This is a genomic window from Micromonospora sp. NPDC018662, assembly GCF_044391475.1.
Lineage (GTDB): Bacteria > Actinomycetota > Actinomycetes > Mycobacteriales > Micromonosporaceae > Micromonospora.
Genome location: NZ_JBISAC010000006.1, coordinates 235,824 through 259,700 on the forward strand (window position 1 = coordinate 235,824; position 23,877 = coordinate 259,700).

1 protein-coding gene is annotated in these 23,877 nt (G+C 77.1%); it reads right to left on the minus strand.

Annotated elements, in window-relative coordinates:
- Window positions 1-13 precede the first annotated feature (13 nt).
- Complete coding sequence (locus ACH495_RS19420) at window positions 14-23,800, minus strand: type I polyketide synthase (protein WP_396859126.1); 23,787 nt, start codon at window positions 23,798-23,800, stop codon at window positions 14-16.
- Between the last annotated feature and the right edge of the window lie 77 nt (window positions 23,801-23,877).

Consider the following 23,877-nt stretch of genomic DNA (forward strand, 5'->3'; position numbering starts at 1 on the left):
CGTACGTGGGGCGTCAGGACTCGGAGCCGTCGAGGGCCAGCCGGATCAGGGTGTCGGTGTCGAGGTCGTCGAGGTCGACCTCCGCGCCGTCCGGCTCGGGCGCGGGGCCGTCGCCGTCGGTGAGGCCGAGCAGCAGCTCCAGCAGCCCGGCCTCGCGGATGCGGGCGAGCGGGACGGTGGCCAGCGCCTGGCGTACCGCGGTCTCGGCCGGGTCCGCCGTCGGCGTGGTCGACGCGTCGGGCAGCAGCGTGGCGCGCAGGTGGTCGGCGAGCGCGGCCGGGTCGGGGTGGTCGAAGACCAGCGTGGTGGGCAGCGACAGGCCGGTGGCCCGGTTGAGCCGGTTACGCAGCTCGACCGCGGTCAGCGAGTCGAAGCCGAGGTCCTTGAACGCCCGCCGGGGCTTGACCCGCTCCGGACCGCCGTGGCCGAGCACGGCCGCCGCCTCGGCGCGGACCAGCTCGACGAGCTTGCGGTCCCGGTCCTCGGTGGACAGCTCGCGGAGCTGGTCGCGCAGCGCGGCGCCGCCGTCGGCGGGGACCTCCGCGGCGGCGCGGACGGCCTGCCGGGCCTCGGGCAGGTCGGCCAGGAACGGCCGGGGACGGCTCGACGCGTACGCGGGGGCGAACGTCGCCCAGTCCACGTCCGCCACGATGAGGGTGGCGTCGCCGCGCCCGACCGCGACGCGCATGGCGTGCAGCGCATCGGCGGGGGCCATCGCCCGCAGGCCGCGTCGGGCCAGTTCGCGCTGCGCGTCGTCGGTGGCCATGCCGCCGTCGGCCCACGGTCCCCAGGCCACCGAGGTGGCGGCGAGGCCGCGGGCGTGCCGCCGGGCGGCCAGCGCGTCGAGGTGGGCGTTGCCGGCCGCGTAGCCGGCCTGCCCGCCGCTGCCCCACACCCCGGCGATGGAGGCGAACAGCACGAACGCGTCGAGCGGCCGGTCGCCGAGCAGCTCGTCGAGGTGCACCGCGCCGGCGGTCTTGCCGGTGAGCACGCCGGCCAGCCGGTCCGGGTCGGTGTCGAGCAGCGGCGCCACGTCGTTGAGCCCGGCGGCGTGCACCACGGCGGTCAGCGGCGCCGGGTCGGCGTCGAGGCGGGTCAGCAGCGCGGCGACCGCGTCCCGGTCGGCCACGTCGCAGGCGGCGATCGTGACGCGTACGCCGAGCGCGGTCAGCTCGTCGCGCAGCTCGGCCGCGCCGGGGGCGGCGTCGCCGCGTCGGCTGGTGAGCACCAGGTGCTCCGCACCGGCGCCGGCCGCCCAGCGGGCGACGTGCGCGCCGAGCGCGCCGGTGCCGCCGGTGACCAGCACCGTGCCGGCGGGCTGCCACCGGTCGGCGGCGGCCGGCGCGGCCGGGGTGGCGCGGACCAGGCGGCGCGCGTAGAGGCCGCCGTCGCGCAGCGCGAACTGGTCCTCGTCGCCGTCGGCGGTGAGCGCGGCGGCGAGCCGGGCGGGTTCGATGTGGGTGTCACCGTCGCCGGCGGGCAGGTCGAGCAGGTTGACGCGCAGCCGGGGCAGTTCCAGCCCGGCGACCCGGGCCAGGCCCCACAGGCCGCCCTGGGCGACGCCGTGCACCGGGTCGTCGCCGTCGACGGCGACCGCGTCCCGGGTGAGGCACCACAGCGGCGGCGTGTCGCCGGTGTCGTGCAGCGCCTGGATCAGCAGCAGCGTGGCTGCGGTGCCGGCGGGCAGCGCCGGATGCTCCGGGTGCGGCGCGTCGTGCAGGCCGAGCAGCGAGACCACGCCGTCGACCGGCCCGTCCGCGAGCGCCTTGCCGAGCGCGGCGGCGAGGTCGGTCCGGGTGGCGGTGGCGGGGTCGACGGTGACCGGGCGCAGCTCCGCGCCGGCCAGCGCGGCGGCGACGTCGGCGGTGGCGGGTTCGCCGGCCGGGGCGACGACCAGCCAGGCGCCGCCGGCGGCGGGCCGCTCGTCGAGGTCGAGCCGCTTCCAGGTGACCTGGTACGCCCACCGGTCGGCCGGGGTACGCCGGGTGCGGGCCCGCCGCCAGGTGGTGAGCGCGGGCAGCGCCGGGGCGAGCGTGTCGAGGGCGTCGTCGGCGAGGTGACCGGCGAGCGCGGTCAGGTCGCCGCTCTCCACGGCGGCCCAGAACTCGGCGTCGGAGGCGTCAGTCCGGGTCGGCGTGTCGGGCCAGAACCGCTCGTGCTGGAACGCGTACGTGGGCAGCTCGACGCGGGTGGCGCCGGCGAACCAGGGCGCCCAGTCGACGCGGACGCCGTGCACGTGCAGCTCGGCCAGCCCGGCCAGCAGCGCGCCCGCCTCGTCCCGGTCCCGGCGCTGCACGGCGACGGCGACCACCTCGTCGTCCGGCAGGATCTCCGCCGCCAGCGCGGTCAGCACGCTCTGCGGGCCGATCTCCAGGAACGTGTCCACCCCGGCGTCCCGCAACGCGGTCACCCCGTCGGCGAACCGGACCGCCTCCCGCACGTGCCGCACCCAGTAGTCGACAGTGGTGATCTCGTCGGACCCGGCGAGCGCGCCGGTCACGTTGGACACGATCGGCAGCAGCGGCGCGGCGAACGTCAGCCGGTCGAGGACCGTGCGGAACTCGGCCAGCATCGGCTCCATCAGCGGGCTGTGGAACGCGTGCGACACGGTCAGCCGGCGGGTGCGCACACCCCGGTCCCGCCACGCGCGCTCGATCTCGTCCAACGCGCTCAGGTCACCGGAGACCACTGTCGACGACGGGCCGTTGACCGCCGCGATCCCGACGTCCGCGTGACCGGCGATGGACGCCGTCACGTCGGCCTCGGGCGCCGCGACCGCGAGCATCCCGCCGCCGGCCGGCAGCGCCTGCATCAACCGGCCCCGCGCTGCCACCAACCGGCACGCGTCCGGCAGGGAGAGCACGCCCGCGACGTGAGCGGCGGTGATCTCGCCGATCGAGTGCCCGCCGACGAAGTCCGGCGTCACGCCGAACGACTCGACCAGGCGGAACAGCGCCACCTCGACCGCGAACAGGCCGGCCTGGGTGAACTGCGTCTGGTCCAGCAGGTCGCCGTCGCCGAACAGCACCGGCTTCAACGGCTCCGGCAGCAGCGGGTCCAGGTGCCCGCAGACCTCGTCCAACGCGGCGGCGAACACCGGGAACGCGTCGGACAACTCGCGGCCCATGCCGGCACGCTGCGCGCCCTGCCCGGAGAACAGCACCGCCAGACGACCGCGCGGGCCGGCGGGGCCGGTGGTCACCGCGCCGGTGGGCGTGCCACCGGCCAGCGCGCGCAGCGCGGCGAGCAGGTCGTCCCGGTCGGTGACGCCGAGGACGGCCCGCTGCTCCAGCGCGGGCCGGGTGGTGAACGCCGACCATCCGACGTCGGCCGGGCGCAGCGTCTCGTCGGCGGCGAGCCAGCGCGCCCAGCGACCGGCCTGCGCGGCGAGCGCCGCGTCGGTACGCGCCGACAGCAACACCGGCACCGGCCCGCCGGTCGACTCCCCGACGCTCGCCGGCTCGATGACGTCCGTGGGCTGTTCCAGGATGACGTGGGCGTTGGTGCCGGAGATACCGAACGACGACACCGCCGCCCGACGCGGCCGATCCACCACCGGCCACGGCGTCGCAGCCGTCGCCAGCGTCACCGCCCCCGCCGACCAGTCGATGTGCGGCGACGGCTCATCCACGTGCAACGTCGGCGGCACCACGCCGTGCCGCATCGCCAGGACCATCTTGATGATGCCCGCGACACCGGCCGCCGCCTGCGTGTGCCCGATGTTCGACTTCACCGACCCGAGCAGCAGCGGCGTCTGCCGGTCCTGCCCGTACGTGGCCAGCACCGCCTGCGCCTCGATCGGGTCACCCAGCGTGGTGCCGGTGCCGTGCGCCTCCACCGCGTCCACGTCGGCGGTCGTCAGCCGCGCGTTGGCCAGGGCCTGCCGGATCACGCGCTGCTGCGACGGACCGTTCGGCGCGGTCAGGCCGTTTGACGCCCCGTCCTGGTTCACCGCCGTACCCCGCACCACGGCGAGGACCCGGTGGCCGCGACGGCGGGCGTCGCTGAGCCGCTCGACCAGCAGCATGCCGACGCCCTCGCCCCAGCTCGTCCCGTCGGCGCCGGCGGCGAACGACTTGCACCGCCCGTCGGGGGCCAGCCCGCGCTGGCGGGAGAAGCCGACGAACGCGCTGGGCGTCGCCATCACGGTGACTCCACCGGCCAACGCCAGGTCGCACTCCCCGGCCCGCAGCGCCTGCCCGGCCAGGTGCAGCGCGACGAGCGACGACGAGCAGGCGGTGTCGACGGTGACGGCCGGTCCTTCCAGCCCGAAGACGTACGCGACGCGACCGGAGGCGACGCTGCCGGCGGTGCCGTTGACCAGGTAGCCCTCCAGCTCCTCGGAGGCGTCGAGCCGGCCGGCGTAGTCGTGGTGGATCAGACCGGCGAAGACACCGGTGGTCGTGGTGCGGTCGTGGGGGTCGAGGCCGGCGGACTCGAACGCCTCCCACGAGGTCTCCAGCAGCAGCCGCTGCTGCGGGTCCATCGCGAGGGCCTCACGGGGGCTGATGCCGAAGAACGCCGGGTCGAAGTCGGCGGCGCCGGGCAGGAACCCGCCGTGCCGGGTGGTGGACGTGCCGGCGCGGTCGGCGTCCGGGTCGTAGAGCGCGTCGAGGTCCCAGCCCCGGTCGGCGGGGAACTCGGCGATCCCGTCGCCGCCGGTGGCGACCAAGTCCCACAGTTGGTCCGGGTTGGTGACGCCGCCGGGGAGCCGGCAGGCCATGCCGATGATGGCGATCGGGTCGTCGTCCTCGGTGGCGGTGGCCCGGATGGCGGTGGTGACGGCGGCCGGCCGGTGGCCGAGTCGTTCGTGCAGGTGCTCGGCGAGGCGTTCCGGGGTGGGGTGGTCGAAGACCAGCGTGGCGGGCAGCCGCAGCCCGGTGGCGGCGGCGAGCCGGTTCCGCAGCTCCACCGACGTCAACGAGTCGAACCCGAGGTCCTTGAACGCCCGCGTGCCGGGCACCGCCTGCGCCGACGCGTGCCCGAGCACCGCCGCGGCCTGCGCCCGGACCAACTCGACCAGCAGCGCGGTCGCCTCGTCCGGGGCCAGGCCGGCGAGCCGCTCGGCCCAGCCGGTGGGTTGCGCGTCGCCGGTGCGGGCCTGCCGGCGTACGCCGGTGGGGGCCAGCAGCCGCAGCAGCGGCGGAAGGTGCGTCTGACCGCCGGTGACCCGCAGCCGGGCGGCGACCACGGCGGGCAGCGGTTGCGCGGCGGCGGCGTCGAGCAGGGCCGCCCCCTCGGCGGCGCTGAGGCCGGTCATGCCGATCCGGCCGAGTCGCTGCCGGTCGCCGGCGTCGAGCCGCCCGGCCATGCCGTCGGTGGCCCACGCGCCCCAGCCGATGCTGGTGGCCGCCAGCCCGTTCGCCCGTCGGTGGGCGGCGAGCGCGTCGAGGAACGCGTTCGCGGCGGCGTAGTTGCCCTGCCCGGGCGAGCCGAGCGTGGCCGCGATGGACGAGAACAGCACGAACGCGGACAGGTCGTGCCCGGCGGTGGCCCGGTGCAGCGCCCAGGCGGCGTCCACCTTGGGCCGCAGCACCCGCTCGACGGCGTCGGCGTCCAGCGAGGTGACGGTGGCGTCGGCGATGGTGCCGGCGCAGTGGTACACGGCGGTCAGGTCCACGCCGGCCACCAGCGCGGTGACCTGTGCGTCGTCCGTCACGTCGACGGTGGCGACGCGGACGGTCGCGCCGGCCGTTTCCAGTGCCTCGACCACTGCCGCGTAGGCCGGGTCGTCGGCCGGGAACCGGCGGGCGGCCAGCAGCAGGTTCCGACTCTGGCCGGTGGCGACGAGGTGCCGGGCGACGACCCCCGCGAGGGCGCCGGACGCGCCGGTGATCAGCGTGACGCGCTCCGGGTCGACCGGCGTAGGCACGGTGAGCACGACCTTGCCGACGTGCCGCGCCTGACTGAGGTGCCGCAGCGCGGCCCGCGCCTGCCGCACGTCCCAGGTCCGGACCGGCAGGGGCCGCAACGCGCCGCTGGTGAACAGCGCGAGCAGCTCGCCCAGCATCTGACCGATGCGCTCGCCGCCGGCCTCGTTCAGGTCGAACGACCGGTAGGCGACGCCCGGGTGCTCCCGCGCCACCACCTCCGGATCCCGCAGGTCCGTCTTGCCCATCTCGACGAAGCGTCCGCCGCGCGGCAGCAACCGCAACGACGCGTCCACGAACTCACCGGCCAGGGCGTCCAGCACCACGTCGACCCCGGCACCGCCGCTCGCGGCGGCGAACGCGGCCTCGAAGTCGGTGGTCCGCGACGACGCGATCCGCTCGTCCGCCACCCCCAGACTCCGCAACGTGTCCCACTTCGCGGGGCTCGCCGTCGCGTAGACCGTCGCGCCGAGATGCCGGGCGATCTGGATCGCCGCCATCCCCACCCCACCGGCACCGGAGTGGATCAGCACCGACTCACCGGAACGCAGGTTCGCCAGATCCCGCAACGCGTACCAGGCGGTCAGGAACACCACCGGCACCGACGCCGCCTCGACGAACGACCAACCCACCGGCACCCGCGCGACCCGATCCCGCCGCGCCACCACCACCGGACCGAACCCGGGCTCGAACAACCCGAACACCCGGTCACCCACGCCCAGCCCGGACACCCCCGGACCGACCTCCAGCACCACCCCGGCGCCCTCGCTGCCCATCACCGCCGACGCGTCCGGATACATCCCGAGCGCGATCAACACGTCCCGGAAGTTCACCCCGGCCGCCCGCACCGCCACCCGCACCTCACCGGCCGCGAGCGGGACCGGCGTGGCCGGCACGATCTCGACGCCGTCGAGCGTGCCGGGACGCGCGGCGGCGACGTGCCAGCCGCCCGCCGCCGGCGGCACCAGCTCCGCGTTCGTCGGGCGCACCAACCGGGGTACGCACACCCGGTCGCCGCGCAGCGCGAGCTGACCGCCCGACGGGGACGGGTCCGCCACCACGGCGGCCAGCACGCCGAGCGCGCGCCGGTCGAGGGCGACGTCGGTGTCCACCAGCACGATCCGGTCCGGGTGTTCGGACTGCGCCGAGCGCAGCAGCCCCCACACCGCCGCGGCGGCCGGGTCGACCGCCCGGTCGTCGTCGCCGGTGCTCACCGCGGTGCGAGTCACCACCACCAGCCGCGAGTCGGCGAGCACGTCGGCGGCCAGCCACGCCTGCACGCCCGCCAGCACCGCTGTCGTCAGCGACCGCACCCGGGCGGGCAGGTCCCCCTGGACGCCCGCCCCCTCGGCCGTCGCATCGACCACGCCGCTGCCCGCCGTGCCGGTCAGGGCGTCGGCGGTGCGCGCCGGGAGATCGATCGGCAGCAGAATCGCGTCGGGGGTGGGCGTGCCGGCCTCGACGGCTGCCACCAGCGCCGCGACGTCCGGGAACGCCGGCACCGCCCCGGTCGGGTCGAGCCAGCCGGTGGTCGGGGATCCGGTGTTCGGCCGGGCCGCGCCGCGTCCGGCCGCCTTCCCGCCCCGGGCCGGGCGGTCCGCGTCGGCGTCGGCCGGTCGGGCCGGGACGAGCGCCGCCCAGGTCAGGTCCGCCTCGGCCGGCGGGATCTCCTCGGCCGGCCAGGTCACCGCGTACAGCGACCGGGGGCCCGCACCCGTGGTGGGAGTGGCGGCCAGTTCGCGCAGCACCAGCGTGTCGACCGACACCACCGGCGCGCCGGTCTCGTCGGCCGCCACCAGGCGTACCCCGGCGCCGGCGCGGGTCAGCCGCACCCGCAGCAGCCGAGCCCCGGCGGCGTGCACCTGCACGCCCTCGAACGCGAACGGCACGCGCGGTCCGGTCGACGCGTCTGCGTCCGGCAGGAGGCCGATCGGGTGCAGCGCGGCGTCCAGCAGCGCCGGGTGCACCGCGAACCCGGCCACCGTGGTGTCGGGCAGCGCCACCTCGGCGTACACCTCGTCGCGGCCGGTCCAGGCCCGGCGCAGGCCCTGGAACGTCGGTCCGTACGTCAGGCCGTGGCCGACGAGCGTCTCGTACCAGCCGGTCAGGTCCGTCTCGGTGACGCCGGGCGGCGGCCAGGCGGCGAGGCCGGGCTCGTCGGCGGCGGCCGGCTCCAGCACCGCCTCGGCGTGCCGGGTCCACTCCGCGTCCGGGTCGTCGTCCGGCTGGGCGTACACGGCGGCGTCCCGGCCGCCGGTGTCGTCGGCGGCGCCGACCCGCACCTGCACCCGGACACCGCCGGTGGCGGGCAGCACCAGCGGGGCGGTGACGGTGAGGTCGCGTACCCGGGGGGCGTCGACCTCGTCGCCGGCGCGCACCACCAGCTCCACCAGCGCGGTGCCGGGCAGCAGCACGGCACCGGCCACGACGTGCTCGGCCAGCCAGGGCTGCGCGGACACCGCGAGCCGGCCGGTCAGCACCGTCTCGTCCGCGCCGGCCAGCCGCACCGCGGCGCCGAGCAGCGGGTGGCCGGACGCGGCCAGTCCGGCGCCGGTCAGGTCACCGGCCCGCCAGCCGGTGGCGTCGGGCCAGAAGCGCCGCCGCTGGAACGGGTACGTGGGCAGGTCCAGCGGCGCGCCCCCGCCGGTCAGTGGCGTCCAGTCCACCGGCACGCCACCGGCGTACGCCTCGGCGAGCGCGGTGAGCAGCGCGGCCCCCTCGGTGCGTCCGGCGCGCAGCGTCGGCACGACCACCGGCGTGGCGTCGTCGCCGAGGCAGTCGCGGATCATGCCGGCGAGCACCCCGTCCGGCCCGACCTCCAGGTACGTGCCGACGTGGCGCTGCCGCAGGTCGGCGATGCCGTCGGCGAAGCGGACCGCGTCGCGGACGTGCCGCACCCAGTAGTCGGGGTCGCGCAGCGCGTCCGGCTCGGCGACGCGGCCGGTCAGGTTCGACAGCACCGGCAGGCGCGGCGGGTCGAGGGTGAGTTCGTCGACGACGGCCCGGAACGCGTCCAGCATCGGGGCCATCAGCGGGCTGTGGAACGCGTGGCTGACCCGCAGCCGGCGGGTGCGTACGCCCCGCTCCCGCCAGTGGCGTGCCAGTTCGTCGAGCGCGTCCGACGCGCCGGAGACGACCACCGACGACGGGCCGTTGACGGCGGCGATCCCGACCCGGTCGGCGTACCCGGCGAGCGCGGCGGTCACCTCGTCCTCGGGCGCGGCGACGGCGAGCATGCCGCCGCCGTCGGGCAGCGCCTGCATGAGCCGGCCGCGCGCGGCGACAAGCGTGGCGGCGTCGGGCAGGGAGAGCACCCCGGCCACGTACGCGGCGGTGATCTCGCCGACCGAGTGGCCGCCGACCACGTCGGGGGTGATCCCGAACGACTCGACCAGGCGGAACAGCGCCACCTCGACGGCGAACAGCGCCGGCTGGGTGAACTCGGTGCGGTCCAGCAGCGCCGCCTCCGGGGCGCCCTCGGGTGCGAAGAGCACCGGCCGCAGCGGTCGGGGCAGCAGCGGGTCGAGGTGCCGGCAGGCCTCGTCCAGCGCGGCGGCGAAGACCGGGAACGCCCGGTACGCCTCGCGGCCCATGCCGGGGCGCTGCGCGCCCTGACCGGAGAAGAGCACGGCGAGCCGGCCGGTGCCGGCGGTGCCGCGTACCACTGTGGACGACGGTTCGTCGGCGGCGACGGCGGCCAGGCCGGCGAGCAGGCCCGTACGGTCGCGCGGCAGCAGCACGGCCCGGTGTTCGAACGCGGACCGTCCGGTGGCGAGCGCGTGGCCGAGGTCGGCCAGCGGCACCGCCGGGTTCGCCTCGATCCAGGCGGCCAGCCGGTCGGCCTGGGCGCGCAGCGCGTCCGGGGTGCGGGCGGAGAGCACGCACGGGGTGCCGAGGTCGCCGGTGACGGCGGGCGGCGTGGTGGGTGCCTGGGTGGGTTCGGGGGCCTGTTCCAGGATGGCGTGCACGTTGGTGCCGGAGATGCCGAATGACGAGACGGCGGCGCGGCGGGGCCGGTCGACGGCCGGCCAGGGCGCCGCCGTCGTGGCCAGCGTGACCGCGCCGGACGCCCAGTCGACGTGCGGGGACGGCTGGTCGGCGTGCAGCGTCGGCGGCACCACGCCGTGCCGCATGGCGAGGACCATCTTGATGATCCCGGCGACGCCGGCGGCGGCCTGGGTGTGGCCGATGTTCGACTTCACGGAACCGAGCAGCAGCGGCTCCGTCCGGTCCTGCCCGTACGTGGCGAGCAGCGCCTGCGCCTCGATCGGGTCGCCGAGGGCGGTGCCGGTGCCGTGCGCCTCGACCACGTCCACGTCGGCCGGGGACAGCCGCGCGTTGGCCAGGGCGGCCCGGATGACCCGTTGCTGGGACGGGCCGTTGGGGGCGGTGAGGCCGCTGCTGGCGCCGTCCTGGTTGACCGCGCTGCCGCGCAGCACGGCGAGGATCCGGCGATTGTTGCGGCGGGCGTCGGAGAGGCGTTCCAGCAGCAGCATGCCGACGCCCTCGGCGAAGCCGGTGCCGTCGGCGTCGGCGCCGAACGCCTTGCACCGCCCGTCCGGGGACAGGCCGCGCTGCCGGGAGAACTCGGCGAGCATGCCGGGGCTGGACATGACCGTGACGCCGCCGGCCAGCGCCAGGCCGCACTCCTGCTGGCGCAGCGCCTGGGCGGCCAGGTGCAACGCGACCAGCGACGACGAGCAGGCGGTGTCGACGGTGACCGCCGGGCCTTCCAGGCCGAGCAGGTAGGAGATGCGGCCGGAGGCGACGCTGCCGGCGCTGCCGTTGCCCACGTACCCGTCGAGTTCCTCGTCGGTCCCGACGGCGGTGCCGGCGTAGTCGTGGTAGATCAGGCCGACGTAGACGCCGGTGCTGCTGCCGCGCACGGTGGACGGGTCGACGCCGGCGCGTTCCAGCGCCTCCCACGAGGTCTCCAGCAGCAGCCGCTGCTGCGGGTCCATGGCGAGCGCCTCGCGCGGGTTGATGCCGAAGAACGCGGCGTCGAAGTCGGCGGCGTCGTAGAGGAAGCCGCCGTGCCGGGGCGCGGGCCGGTCGTCGCCGTCGTCGAGCAGGCCGGCCAGGTCCCAGCCCCGGTCGGTGGGGAACGGCGCGATCACGTCCGCGCCGGCGGTGACCAGGTCCCACAGGTCCTCGGGGCTGTGGACGTCACCGGGGAAGCGGCAGGCCATGCCGACCACGGCGATCGGCTCGTCGACGGCGGTGGTCGCGGTGCCTGCCGGCGTGGCGGCGGGCGCGGCCCGGCCGCCGATCTCCCGGTCGAGGTGTTCGGCGAGCACGACCGGGGTGGGGTGGTCGAACGCCACGGTGGCGGGCAGTCGCAGCCCGGTGGCGGCGGCGAGCCGGTTGCGCAGCTCCACCGAGGTCAGCGAGTCGAAGCCGAGTTCCTTGAACGGGCGTTGCGGGTCGACGCCGTCGGCGGACCGGTGGCCGAGCACCGCGGCGACGCTGCCGGCGACCAGGTCGAGGAGCTGGTTGTGCCGGGCGGCGGGGCTGAGCGTCGCGAGCCGCTCGGCCAGCGACAGGTCCCCTCCGGTACGCGCGGCGGCCCGCCGCCGGGCCGGGCGGATCAGGTCGCGCAGCAGTTCCGGCACGCGGGCCGGGTCGGGGCTGGTCGGCACGTTCATGAGCACGGCGTGCGTGCCGCCGTGTCGCTGGGCCGCGTCGAGCAGCGCGAGCCCTTCGGCGTCGGTGAGCGGGGCGCTGCCGGCGCGGATGGCGCGCCGGTGCTCGCCGTCGTCGAGGTGGGCGGTCATGGTGCTGGTGGTGGCCCAGAGTCCCCAGGCGAGGCTGGCCGCCGGCAGTCCGTTCGCCCGGCGGTGGGCGGCGAGCGCGTCGAGGAACGCGTTCGCGGCGGCGTAGTTGCCCTGCCCGGGTGAGCCGAGCGTGGCGGCGATGGACGAGAACAGCACGAACGCGGTCAGGTCCAGGCCGGCGGTGGCCTCGTGCAGCGCCCAGGCGGCGTCCACCTTGGGCCGCAGCACCCGGTCGACGGCGTCGGCGTCCAGGGAGGTGACGGTGGCGTCGGCGATGGTGCCGGCGCAGTGGTACACGGCGGTCAGGTCCACGCCGGCCACCAGTTCGGCGGCCCGGCCGGGTTCGGTCAGGTCGACCGGGACGGCCCGGACCGTGGCCCCGGCGTCGGTCAGCGCGTCCACGAGGGCCGTGTACGCCGGGTCGTCGGCCGGTGCGCGGCGGGCCGCGAGGAGCAGGTTGCGGGTCTGGCCGGTGGCGACGAGGTGCCGGGCGACCAGGCCGGCGAGGGTGCCGCTGGCGCCGGTGACCAGCGTGACGCGGTCCGGCTCGGCGAGGGCGGGCACGGTGAGCACGACCTTGCCGACGTGGCGGGCCTGGCTCAGGTGCCGCAGCGCGGTGCGGGCCTGCCGGACGTCCCAGGTCCGGATGGGCAGCGGCGTCAGCGCGCCGCGCTCGAACAGGTCGAGCAGCTCGGTGAGCATCTGGCCGAGGCGCTCGCCGCCGGCCGCGTTGAGTTCGAACGCCCGGTACGTGACGCCGGGGTGCTGGGCGGCGACCTGGTCCGGGTCGCGGACGTCGGTCTTGCCCATCTCGACGAAGCGTCCGCCGCGCGGCAGCAACCGCAACGACGCGTCCACGAACTCACCCGCCAGGGCGTCCAGCACCACGTCGACCCCGGCGCCGTCACTCGCCGCGGCGAACGCGGCCTCGAACTCCGTGGTCCGCGACGACGCGATCCGCTCGTCCGCCACCCCCAGGCTCCGCAACGTGTCCCACTTCGCGGGGCTCGCCGTCGCGTACACCGTCGCGCCGAGATGCCGGGCGATCTGGATCGCCGCCATCCCCACCCCACCGGCACCGGAGTGGATCAGCACCGACTCACCGGAACGCAGGTTCGCCAGATCCCGCAACGCGTACCACGCCGTCAGGAACACCACCGGCACCGACGCCGCCTCGACGAACGACCAACCCTCCGGCACCCGCGCGATCCGATCCCGCCGCGCCACCACCACCGGCCCGAAGCCCGGCTCGAACAACCCGAACACCCGATCACCCACCGCCAGCCCGGACACCCCCGGACCGACCTCCAACACCACCCCCGCGCCCTCGCTGCCCATCACCGCCGACGCGTCCGGATACATCCCCAACGCGATCAACACGTCCCGGAAGTTCACCCCGGCCGCCCGCACCGCCACCCGCACCTCACCAGCCCCGAGCGGCAGGGTGTCGGTCGGCCGCAGGGCGACGCCGTCGATGGTGCCGGGCTCGACGGCTGCCACGTGCCAGCGGTCGGTCGACGGGACGAGCCGGTCGCCGGCCGGGCGCGTCACGCGCGGGACGAGCACGTCGCCGTCGCGCAGCGCGACCTGACCGCCGGCCGGCGCGGCGGCGAGCAGCGCCAGCACCTCGGCGTCGGGCGTCCGGTCCAGGTCGGCCAGCACGATCCGGCCCGGGTGCTCGGACTGCGCGGACCGCAGCAGCCCCCACACCGCCGCGCCGGCCAGGTCGACGATCCGGTCGCCGTCCCGGGCCGCCACCGCTCCCCGGGTGGTCACCACCAGCCGCGACTCGGCCAGCACGTCGGCGGCCAGCCAGCTCTGCACCGCGGCCAGCACCGCCACCGTCACCGACCGCACCCGGTCCGGCAGGTCCCCGCCGGTCGCGGCCGCCTCGCCGTCCTCGGCCGCGCCGGTCGGTTCGCCACCCGTCACCGTGCCGGTCGATCCACCGGTGGTCGGTTCGGGCCGGACCGGCAGCAGCACCGCCTCCGGGGCCGGCACGCCGGCCGCGACGGCGGCCACCAGCGCGGCCACGTCGGGATACGCCGCGGCGTCGCCGGTGTCCGGCCGCCCGGCGGCGGGCGGCTGCGGGTCCGCTCCCGCCTGCGGGGCGCTCCGGTCGGCACCGACGCCGGCCAGCGTCGCCCAGGACAGCGACTCACCCGCGGGCGTGACGTCCCGGGCCGACCAGGTCACCTCGAGGACGGACCGGTCGGCGGCAGCCGGTACGACGGACGCGCCCAGCTCCTTGAGCACCAGCTCGTCCACCGACACCACCGGGGCGCCGGTCTCGTCGGCGGCGACCAGCCGCACCGTGTCGCCGGCGCGGGACAGCCGCACCCGCAGCACCGCCGCGCCGGCCGCGTGCACCTGCACGCCGCCGAACATGAACGGCACCCGCGGTCCGGGCGTCCGGTCCCCGCCGGGCAGCAGGCCGATGGCGTGCAGCGCGGCGTCGAGCAGCGCCGGGTGCACCTCGAACCGGCCGGCGCGGTCGGCCGGCCCGTCCGGCAGGGCGACCTCGGCGCAGACCGTGCCGTCGGCGGTCCACGCCCGACGCAGGCCCCGGAACGCCGGCCCGTACGCCAGGCCGTGCCCGGCGAGCGTGTCGTACCAGTCGGTGAGGTCCACCTCGGCGGCGCCGGCGGGGGGCCAGGCGTCGAGCGTCGGTTCCTCGGCGGTCGCCGGTTCCAGCACACCCTCGGCGTGCCGGGTCCACCCGTCGTCGGTGGCGCCGTCGGGTTGGGCGTGCACGGTCAGCGGGCGGGCCCCGGCGTCATCGGGCGCGCCGACGCGTACCTGCACCCGGACTCCCCCGGTGTCCGGCAGGGTCAGCGGGGCGACAAGCGTCAGCTCGCGTACCCGGGCGGCGCCGACCTCGTCGCCGGCCCGGACCGCCAGCTCGACCAGCGCGGTGCCGGGCAGCAGCACGGTGCCGGCGACGGCGTGGTCGGCCAGCCACGGCTGCGCCGCGAGCGAGAGCCGTCCGGTCAGCACCACCTCGTCCGCGTCGGCCAGCCGGACCGCCGCGCCGAGCAGCGGGTGCCCGGCGGCGCCGAGACCGGCGCCGGTGACGTCGCCGCCGCGCGTCGCGCCCGGTTCGGGCCAGAACCGTTCCCGCTGGAACGCGTACGGGGGCAGGTCGACCCGGGTGGCCCCGGAGCCGGCGAAGACGGCCGCCCAGTCGACCGGTACGCCGGCGGCGTGCAGGCCGCCGAGCGCGGTGAGGAGCTGGCGGGGGCCGTGCTCGTCGCGGCGCAGCGAGCCGACGACGACGCCGGGCGTCCCGGCGGGCGTCCGGTCGAGCGCGTCCTGCACCACGACCTTGAGCACCGGGTGCGGGCTGATCTCGACGAACGCCCGGTGACCGGTGTCGATCAGCGCGTCCACGACCGGCGCGAGGCGGACCGGTTCGCGCAGGTTGCGGAACCAGTAGTCGGCGTCCAGGTCGGTGGTGTCGATCGGCTCGCCGGTGACGGTGGAGTGGAAGGCGACCCGGCTCGGGCGGGGTGCGAGCGTGCCGAGCGCGGCGGTCAGGTCGTCGCGGACCGCGTCGACGTGCGCGCAGTGCGAGGCGTAGTCGACCGCGATCCGCCGGGCCCGCAGGTCGCGGTCGGCGGCGACGGCGAGCAGCTCGTCGACGGCGTCGGCGTCACCGGAGACGACGGTGACGGTGGCGCCGTTGAGCGCGGCGACGCCGAGCCGGTCGCCCCAGGGCGCGATGAGGTCGGCGGTGTCGGCGGCGGAGAGCGGTACGGAGACCATGCCGCCCCGGCCGGAGAGGGCGAGCAGCGCCCGACTGCGGGCCACCACGAGGCGCATCGCGTCGGGCAGGGTGAGCGCCCCGGCCACGCAGGCGGCGGCGATCTCGCCCTGCGAGTGGCCGATCACCGCGTCGGGGCGTACGCCGCCGGAGCGCCACACCTCGGCCAGCGACACCATCACGGCGAACAGCAGCGGCTGGACCACGTCGACCCGGTCCAGCGGCGGGGCGTCGGGCGCGCCGCGCAGCACGTCCTCGGGCGTCCAGTCGACGAGCCCGGCCAGCTCGGCGGCGCACTCGCGCATCCGGTCCCGGAAGACCGGCGAGGTGTCGAGCAGGTCGAGCGCCATGCCGGGCCACTGGGAGCCCTGGCCGGGGAAGACGAAGACGACCTTCGGCGTACCGTTGACGGGTTGGGCCGGCGACGCGGCGGCGGTGAGCGCGGCGAGCGCGTCGGTCCGGCCGGCGGCGACGGTGACCTGCCGGTACGGGTGGTGGGCCCGGCCGGTGGCCAGTGACCAGCCGACGTCGGCCAGGTCCAGGTCGGGGTGGGCGTCGAGGTGGTCGCGCAGCCGGGCGGCCTGGGCGGGCAGCGCGCGGGCGCTGCGGGCGGACAGCAGCAGCGGCACGGCGTCGGCGCGGACCAGGCCGGGGCCGGTGGCGGGTGCGGGGCCGGCCGGCGGCGCGGCGGGGGCCGCCTCGATGACGGCGTGCGCGTTGGTGCCGGAGATGCCGAACGAGGAGACGGCGGCGCGGCGGGGCCGGTCGACGGCCGGCCAGGGCGCGGCGTCCGTGACGAGGGTGACCGCGCCGGCGGTCCAGTCGATGTGCGTCGAGGGCGCGTCCACGTGCAGCGTCGGCGGCACCACGCCGTGGCGCATGGCGAGGACCATCTTGATGATCCCGGCGACGCCGGCGGCGGCCTGGGTGTGGCCGATGTTCGACTTGATGGAGCCGAGCAGCAGCGGCCGGTCGTCCGGCCGGCCCTGCCCGTACGTGGCGAGCAGCGCCTGCGCCTCGATCGGGTCACCGAGCGTGGTACCGGTGCCGTGCGCCTCCACCACGTCCACGTCCGCCGGGCCGAGCCGGGCCGCGGCCAGCGCCGCCCGGATGACGCGCTGCTGGGACGGGCCGTTGGGGGCGGTCAGGCCGTTGGACGCGCCGTCGGAGTTGATGGCGGTGCCGCGGACCACGGCGAGGACGCGGCGGCCGTCGCGGCGCGCGTCGGCGAGGCGCTGCACCAGCAGGATGCCGGCGCCCTCGCCCCAGCCGGTGCCGTCGGCGCCGGCGGCGAACGCCTTGCACCGGCCGTCCGGGGCCAGGCCGCCCTGTCGGGAGAACTCGGAGAACATGCCCGGCGTGGCCATCAGCGCCACGCCGCCGGCGAGCGCCAGGTCGCACTCGCCGGAGCGCAGCGCCTGCGCGGCGAGGTGCAGCGCGACGAGCGACGACGAGCAGGCGGTGTCGACGGTGACGGCCGGCCCTTCCAGGCCGAACGTGTAGGCGAGGCGGCCGGAGGCGACGCTGCCGGCGGTGCCGGTGAGCAGGTGGCCTTCGAGCCCTTCGGCGCCGTCGGCGGCGTAGCCGGAGGAGGCGGCGCCGACGAAGACACCGGTGGCGGTGCCGGCGCGGGTGGCCGGGTCGAGGCCGGCGGACTCGAACGCCTCCCACGCGGTTTCCAGCAGCAGCCGCTGCTGCGGGTCCATCGCGAGGGCCTCGCGCGGGCTGATGCCGAAGAACGCCGGGTCGAAGTCGCCGGCGTCGGCGAGGAACCCGCCGTGCCGGGTGGTGGACGTGCCGGCCCGTTCGGCGTCCGGGTCGTAGAGCGCGTCGAGGTCCCAGCCCCGGTCGGCCGGGAACCCGCCGATCGCGTCCCCGCCGGCGGCGACCAGGTCCCACAACTGCTCGGGGGTGGCGATGCCGCCCGGGTAGCGGCAGGCCATGCCGACGATGGCGAGTGGTTCGTCGGCGGCGACCGCCCCGGCGGTACGGGTGGCCGGCGCGGCGGGCGCGGCGGTGGCGAGGTGCCCGTGCAGCAGGCCGGCGACGCGTTCCGGGGTGGGGTGGTCGAAGACCAGCGTGGCGGGCAGCCGCAGCCCGGTGGCGGCGGCGAGCCGGTTCCGCAGCTCCACCGACGTCAACGAGTCGAACCCGAGGTCCTTGAACGCCCGCGTGCCGGGCACCGCCTGCGCCGACGCGTGCCCGAGCACCGCCGCGGCCTGCGCCCGGACCAACTCGACCAGCAACGCGGTCGCCTCGTCCGGGGCGAGACCGGCGAGCCGCTCGGCCCAGCCGCTCTCGCCGCCGCCGGTGACCTGCGCCGCGCGACGGGCGCCGGTGCGGACCAGGCCGCGCAGGATCGCCGGGTAGCGGTCGGCGTCGCCGGTGAGCCGCAGCCGGGCCGCCGCGACGGCGGGCCGGGCGCGGCGGGTGGCGGCGTCGAGCAGGGCGGCGCCCTCGGTGGCGGTGAGCGGCGTCATGCCGAGGCGGCGCAGCCGCCGCGCGTCGTCCCGGTCGAGGTGGGCGGTCATGGCGCTGGTGGTGGCCCACATGCCCCAGCCGATGCCGGTGGCCGGTAGCCCGGCGGCGTGGCGGTGGGCGGCGAGCGCGTCGAGGAACGCGTTCGCGGCGGCGTAGTTGCCCTGCCCGGGCGAGCCGAGCGTCGCCGCGAACGAGGAGAACAGCACGAACGCGGACAGGTCGTGCCCGGCGGTGGCCTCGTGCAGCGCCCAGGCGGCGTCCACCTTGGGCCGCAGCACCCGCTCGACGGCGTCGGCGTCCAGCGACGCGATCGTGGCGTCGGCTACCACGCCCGCGCAGTGGTGGACGGCGGTCAGGTCCACGCCGGCCACCAGCGCGGTCACCTGCTCCGCGTCACCGAGGTCGACGGCGACGGCGCGGACCGTGGCCCCGGCGTCGGTCAGCTCGTCGATCAGCGCCGCGTAGGCCGGGTCGTCGGCCGGGGACCGGCGGGCGGCCAGCAGCAGGTTCCGGCTCTGGCCGGTGGCGACGAGGTGTCGGGCGACGACCCCCGCGAGGGCGCCGGACGCGCCGGTGATCAGCGTGACGCGCTCCGGGTCGACCGGCGTAGGCACGGTGAGCACGACCTTGCCGACGTGGCGGGCCTGGCTGAGGTGCCGCAACGCGGTCCGGGCCTGCCGCACGTCCCAGGCGCGCACCGGCAGCGGCGACAGCACGCCGCGCGCGAAGAGCGCGAGCAGCTCGGCCAGCATCTCCCCGATCCGCGTCCCGCCCGCGTCGTTCAGGTCGAACGACCGGTACGCGACGCCCGGATGCTCCCGCGCCACCACCTCCGGGTCACGCAGGTCCGTCTTGCCCATCTCGACGAAGCGTCCGCCGCGCGGCAGCAACCGCAACGACGCGTCCACGAACTCACCCGCCAGGGCGTCCAGCACCACGTCCACCCCGGCACCGTCACTCGCGGCGGCGAACGCGGCCTCGAAGTCGGTGGTCCGCGACGACGCGATCCGCTCCGGGGCGACCCCCAGGCCCCGTACCGTGTCCCACTTGGCCGGGCTGGCCGTGGCGTAGACCGTCGCGCCGAGGTGGTGCGCGATCTGGATGGCCGCCATGCCGACGCCACCGGCGCCGGAGTGGATCAGCACCGACTCACCGGCGCGCAGGCCGGCCAGGTCCCGCAGGGCGTACCAGGCGGTCAGGAACACCAGCGGCACGGAGGCCGCCTCGGTGAACGACCAGCCGGCCGGGATGCGGGCCACCCGCTCGCGGGCGGCGACCACCTGCGGCCCGAAGCCGGGCTCGAACATGCCCAGCACCCGGTCGCCGGGGGCCAGGTCGGTGACGTCCGGTCCGACGTCCAGGACCACGCCGGCGCCCTCGCTGCCCATCCGGGCAGCCGGATCCGGGTACATGCCGAGCGCGATGAGCACGTCCCGGAAGTTCACGCCGGTGGCCCGTACCGCGATGCGGACCTGGCCGGGGCCGGGCTCGGCGACCGACGCCGGCACCGGCGCGACGCCGTCCAGCGTGCCGGGCGCGACCGCCGCGAGATGCCACGGCCCGTCCGGCGGGCTCAGCTCGTCGTCGGCCGGGCGCGCCAACCGGGGTACGCGCACCGCGTCACCGCGCAGCGCCACCTGACCGCCGGTCGCCGTCGGGTCGGCGACCACCCCGGCCAGCGCCGACAGCGCCTCGGCGTCCGGGTCCCGGTCCAGGTCGACCAGCACGATGCGGTCCGGGTGCTCCGACTGCGCCGAGCGCAGCAGCCCCCACACCGCCGCGCCGGCCAGGTCGGTGATCCGGTCGTCGTCGGTGGCCGCGACCGCGCCCCGGGTGAGCACCACCAGGCGCGAGTCGGCGAGCGTGTCGGCGGCCAGCCAGTCCTGGAGCGTCGCCAGCACGGCGGTGGTCACGGACCGGACCCGGTCCGGCAGGCCGGTGCCGGCACCGGTCGCGGCTGCCGTCGTGCCCGCGTCGTCGGCGGGCCGGTCGTCGGCCGGGCCGTCGGCGGACCCGTCGTCGGTGCGCCGGCTGTCGGCGGACCCGTCGTCGGTGCGCTGGCTGTCGGCCGGGCCGGCGGGCAGCCGCAGCAGCACCGCCTCCGGGGCCGGGCCACCGGCCGTCACGGCGGCGACGAGCGCCGCCACGTCCGGATACTCCACCGCGCCCTCGGTACCGGTGCTGGCCGTGCCGGAGCCGGCCGACTGCTGCCGCAGCACCGCCCACACCGGCGCGGTGGCCGGTGCGGTGACCTCCTCGACCGGCCAGGTCAGCGCGTACAGCGACCGGTCGGCGGTGGTCGCCGGCGCGGACCCGCCCAGCTCCCGCAGGGTGAGCGCGTCCACCGAGACCACCGGCGCGCCGGCGGCGTCCACCGCGACCAGCCGCACCGACGAGCCGGCGCGGGTCAGCCGCACCCGCAGCACCCGGGCGCCGGCGGCGTGCACCTGCACGCCCTCGAACGCGAACGGGACCCGGGGGCCGTCGCCGGTGCCCGCGTCGAGCAGGCCGATCGGGTGCAGTGCCGCGTCGAGCAGCGCCGGGTGCACGCCGAAGCCGGTCGGGTCGGCCCCCTCGGGGAGCGTCACCTCGGCGTACGCCTCGTCCGGGCCGGAGAAGACCCGGCGCACGCCCCGGAACACCGGCCCGTACGCCAGGCCGTGCGCGGCGAACGCGTCGTACCAGCCGGCGACGTCCACCTCGGACGCCCCGGCGGGCGGCCACGCGCCGATCGTGGGTTCCTCGGCGGCGGCCGGTTCCAGCACGCCCTCGGCGTGCCGTACCCACTCGGCGTCCGGGTCGTCGTCGGGCTGGGCGTGCACGGTCACCGGCCGGGCGCCGCTGTCGTCGGCGGCGCCGACCCGCACCTGCACCCGGACCGCGCCGGCGGCCGGCAGGGTGAGCGGGGTGGCCACGGTCAGCTCGCGGATCCGGCCGGCGTCGGCCTCGTCGCCGGCGCGCACCACCAGCTCCAGCAGCGCGGTGCCGGGCACCACCACCGCGCCGGCGACCACGTGGTCGGCCAGCCACGGGTGGGTGGACACGGACAGCCGCCCGGTGAGCACCACCTCGTCGTCGCCGGCGAGCCGGACGGCGGCGCCGAGCAGCGGGTGCCCGGCCACGCCGAGCCCGGCCCCGGACACGTCGCCGGCCTGCCAGCCCGGCGCGTCCGGCCAGAACCGCTCCCGCTGGAACGCGTACGTGGGCAGGTCGACCGGGCGGGCGCCGGTGTCGGCGAACCAGGGCGTCCAGTCGACCGGCACGCCGTGCACGTGCAGCTCGGCCAGCGCCGTCAGCAGCGCCTCGGTCTCCGGCCGGTCGCGCCGCTGGGCGGCGACGGTGAGCACCCCGTCGGCGTCGGGCAGCGCCTCGGCGGTCAGCGCGGTGAGCACGCTGCGCGGGCCGATCTCCAGGAACGTGTCCGCGCCGGCGGCGCGCAGCGCGGCCACGCCGTCGGCGTAGCGGACCGCCTCACGGACGTGCCGCACCCAGTAGTCGGGGGTGCGCAGGTCGTCGCCCTCGGCGAGCGCGCCGGTCAGGTTCGACACCACCGGCAACGTCGGCGCGGAGAACGTCAGTCGCGCCAGCACCGCGCGGAAGCGGTCCAGCATCGGCGTCATCAGCGGGCTGTGGAACGCGTGCGACACGGCGAGCCGCCGCACCCGGACGTCCTGCCCGGTCCACCGTGCGGCCAGCTCGTCCAGCGCGTCGGCGGCGCCGGAGACGACCACCGACGACGGGCCGTTGACCGCGGCGATCCCGACCCGGTCGGCGTACCCGTCGAGGTCGGCGCGGACCCGCTCCTCGGTGGCGGCGACGGCGAGCATGCCGCCGCCGGCGGGCAGCGCCTGCATCAGCGCGCCCCGGGCGGCCACCAGCAGGCAGGCGTCCTTCAGCGACAGCACCCCGGCCAGGTACGCGGCGGTCACCTCGCCGATGGAGTGGCCGGCGAGCAGGTCCGGGGTGACGCCGAACGACTCGACCAGCCGGAACAGCGCCACCTCGACCGCGAACAGGCCGGCCTGGGTGAACGCGGTCTGGTCCAGCAGCGCCGCCTCGGGCGTGCCCTCGGCCGCGAACAGCACCTCGGTCAGCGGCCGGGGCAACGCCCGGTCCAGGTGCGCGCACACCTCGTCCAGCGCGGTCGCGAACACCGGGAACTGCCCGTACAGCTCCCGGCCCATGCCGACGCGTTGCGCGCCCTGCCCGGAGAAGAGCATCGCGACCGGCCCGCGGTCGGTCGCCTCGCCGGTGACCAGCGCGCCGGACGGGTCGCCGGCGGCCAGCGCCCGCAGCGCGGCCCGCAGGCCGTCCGGGTCGGTGGCGGTGAGCACGGCCCGCCGGTCCAGCGCGGTCCGGGTGGTGACCGACGCGTACGCCACGTCGAGCGGTCGGGGCACGGGGTCGGTGTCCAGCCAGGACGCCCAGCGGCCGGCCTGGGCGGCGAGCGCGGCCGGGTCGGCGGCGGAGAGCAGCACCGGCACGACCGGGCGGTCCACGGTGGCCGTCGGCTCGGGTGCCGGCTCGGCGGCCGGGGCCTCCTCGATGACCAGGTGGGCGTTGGTGCCGCTCATGCCGAACGAGGAGACGGCGGCCCGACGGACCCGCTCCGGGTCGGCCGGCCAGGGTCGGGGTTCGGTGAGCAGCGCGACCGCGCCGGCCGACCAGTCCACGTGCGGGGTGGGCTCGTCGGCGTGCAGCGTGGCCGGGAGCAGGCCGTGGCGCAGCGCCAGCACCATCTTCATCACGCCGGCGACGCCGGCGGCGGCCTGGGTGTGGCCGAGGTTCGACTTCAGCGAGCCGAGCCGCAGCGGCCGGTCCGCGGGCCGGTCCCGGCCGTACGTGGCCAGCAACGCCTGCGCCTCGATCGGGTCACCGAGCGTGGTGCCGGTGCCGTGCGCCTCGACCACGTCGACGTCGGCGGGGGTGAGCCCGGCGTTGTCCAGGGCCTCCCGGATGACGCGTTGCTGGGCGGGTCCGTTGGGGGCGGTGAGCCCGCTGCTGGCGCCGTCGGAGTTGACCGCGCTGCCCCGGATCACGGCGAGCACCGGGTGACCGAGCCGGCGGGCGTCGCTGAGCCGTTCCACGAGCACCAGGCCGGCGCCCTCGGCCCAGCCGGTGCCGTCGGCGGCGGCGGAGAACGCCTTGCACCGCCCGTCGGCGGCGAGGCCGCGTTGGCGGGAGAACTCGACGAAGCCACCCGGGGTGGCCATCACGCTGGCCCCGCCGGCGACCGCGAGCGTGCACTCGCCGTCGCGCAGCGCCTGCGCGGCCAAGTGCAACGCGACGAGCGACGACGAGCAGGCGGTGTCGATGGTGACGGCCGGCCCTTCCAGGCCGAACGTGTAGGCGAGGCGGCCGGAGATGACGCTGGCGGCGGTGCCGGTCAGCACGTACCCCTCGACGCCGGCGGGCAGCCGGCGCAGCACCGACGCGTAGTCCTGCCCGGCGGTGCCCACGAACACCCCGGTACGGCTGCCGCGCAGCGTGCCGGCGTCGATGCCGGCCCGCTCGAACACCTCCCAGGTGGTCTCCAGCAGCAGCCGCTGCTGCGGGTCCATGGCGAGCGCCTCGCGCGGGCTGATGCCGAACGGGGTGGGGTCGAAGTGGCCGGCGTCGGTGAGGAAGCCGCCCCGGTCGCTGTACGAGGTGCCCTGGTGGTCCGGATCCGGGTCGTAGAGCGTCGCCAGGTCCCAGCCGCGGTCGGTGGGGAACGGCCCGGTCGCGTCGGTGCCGGCGGCGACCAGGTCCCAGAGCTGCTCCGGGGAGCCCACGCCGCCGGGGAACCGGCAGGCCATGGCCACCACGGCGATCGGCTCGGGCTCCTCCAGCTCGCGCAGGCGCCGGTGCGCCTGACGGAGCTCGGTGGTCACCCACTTGAGGTGTTCGAGAAGCTTCTCTTCGTCCGCCATGATCCACCCGCCCGCAGTTGCTGCCGATCGATTCCGTCGAACACCGAGGTAGCCGCCGGTGCGGCACACGGGGGTAC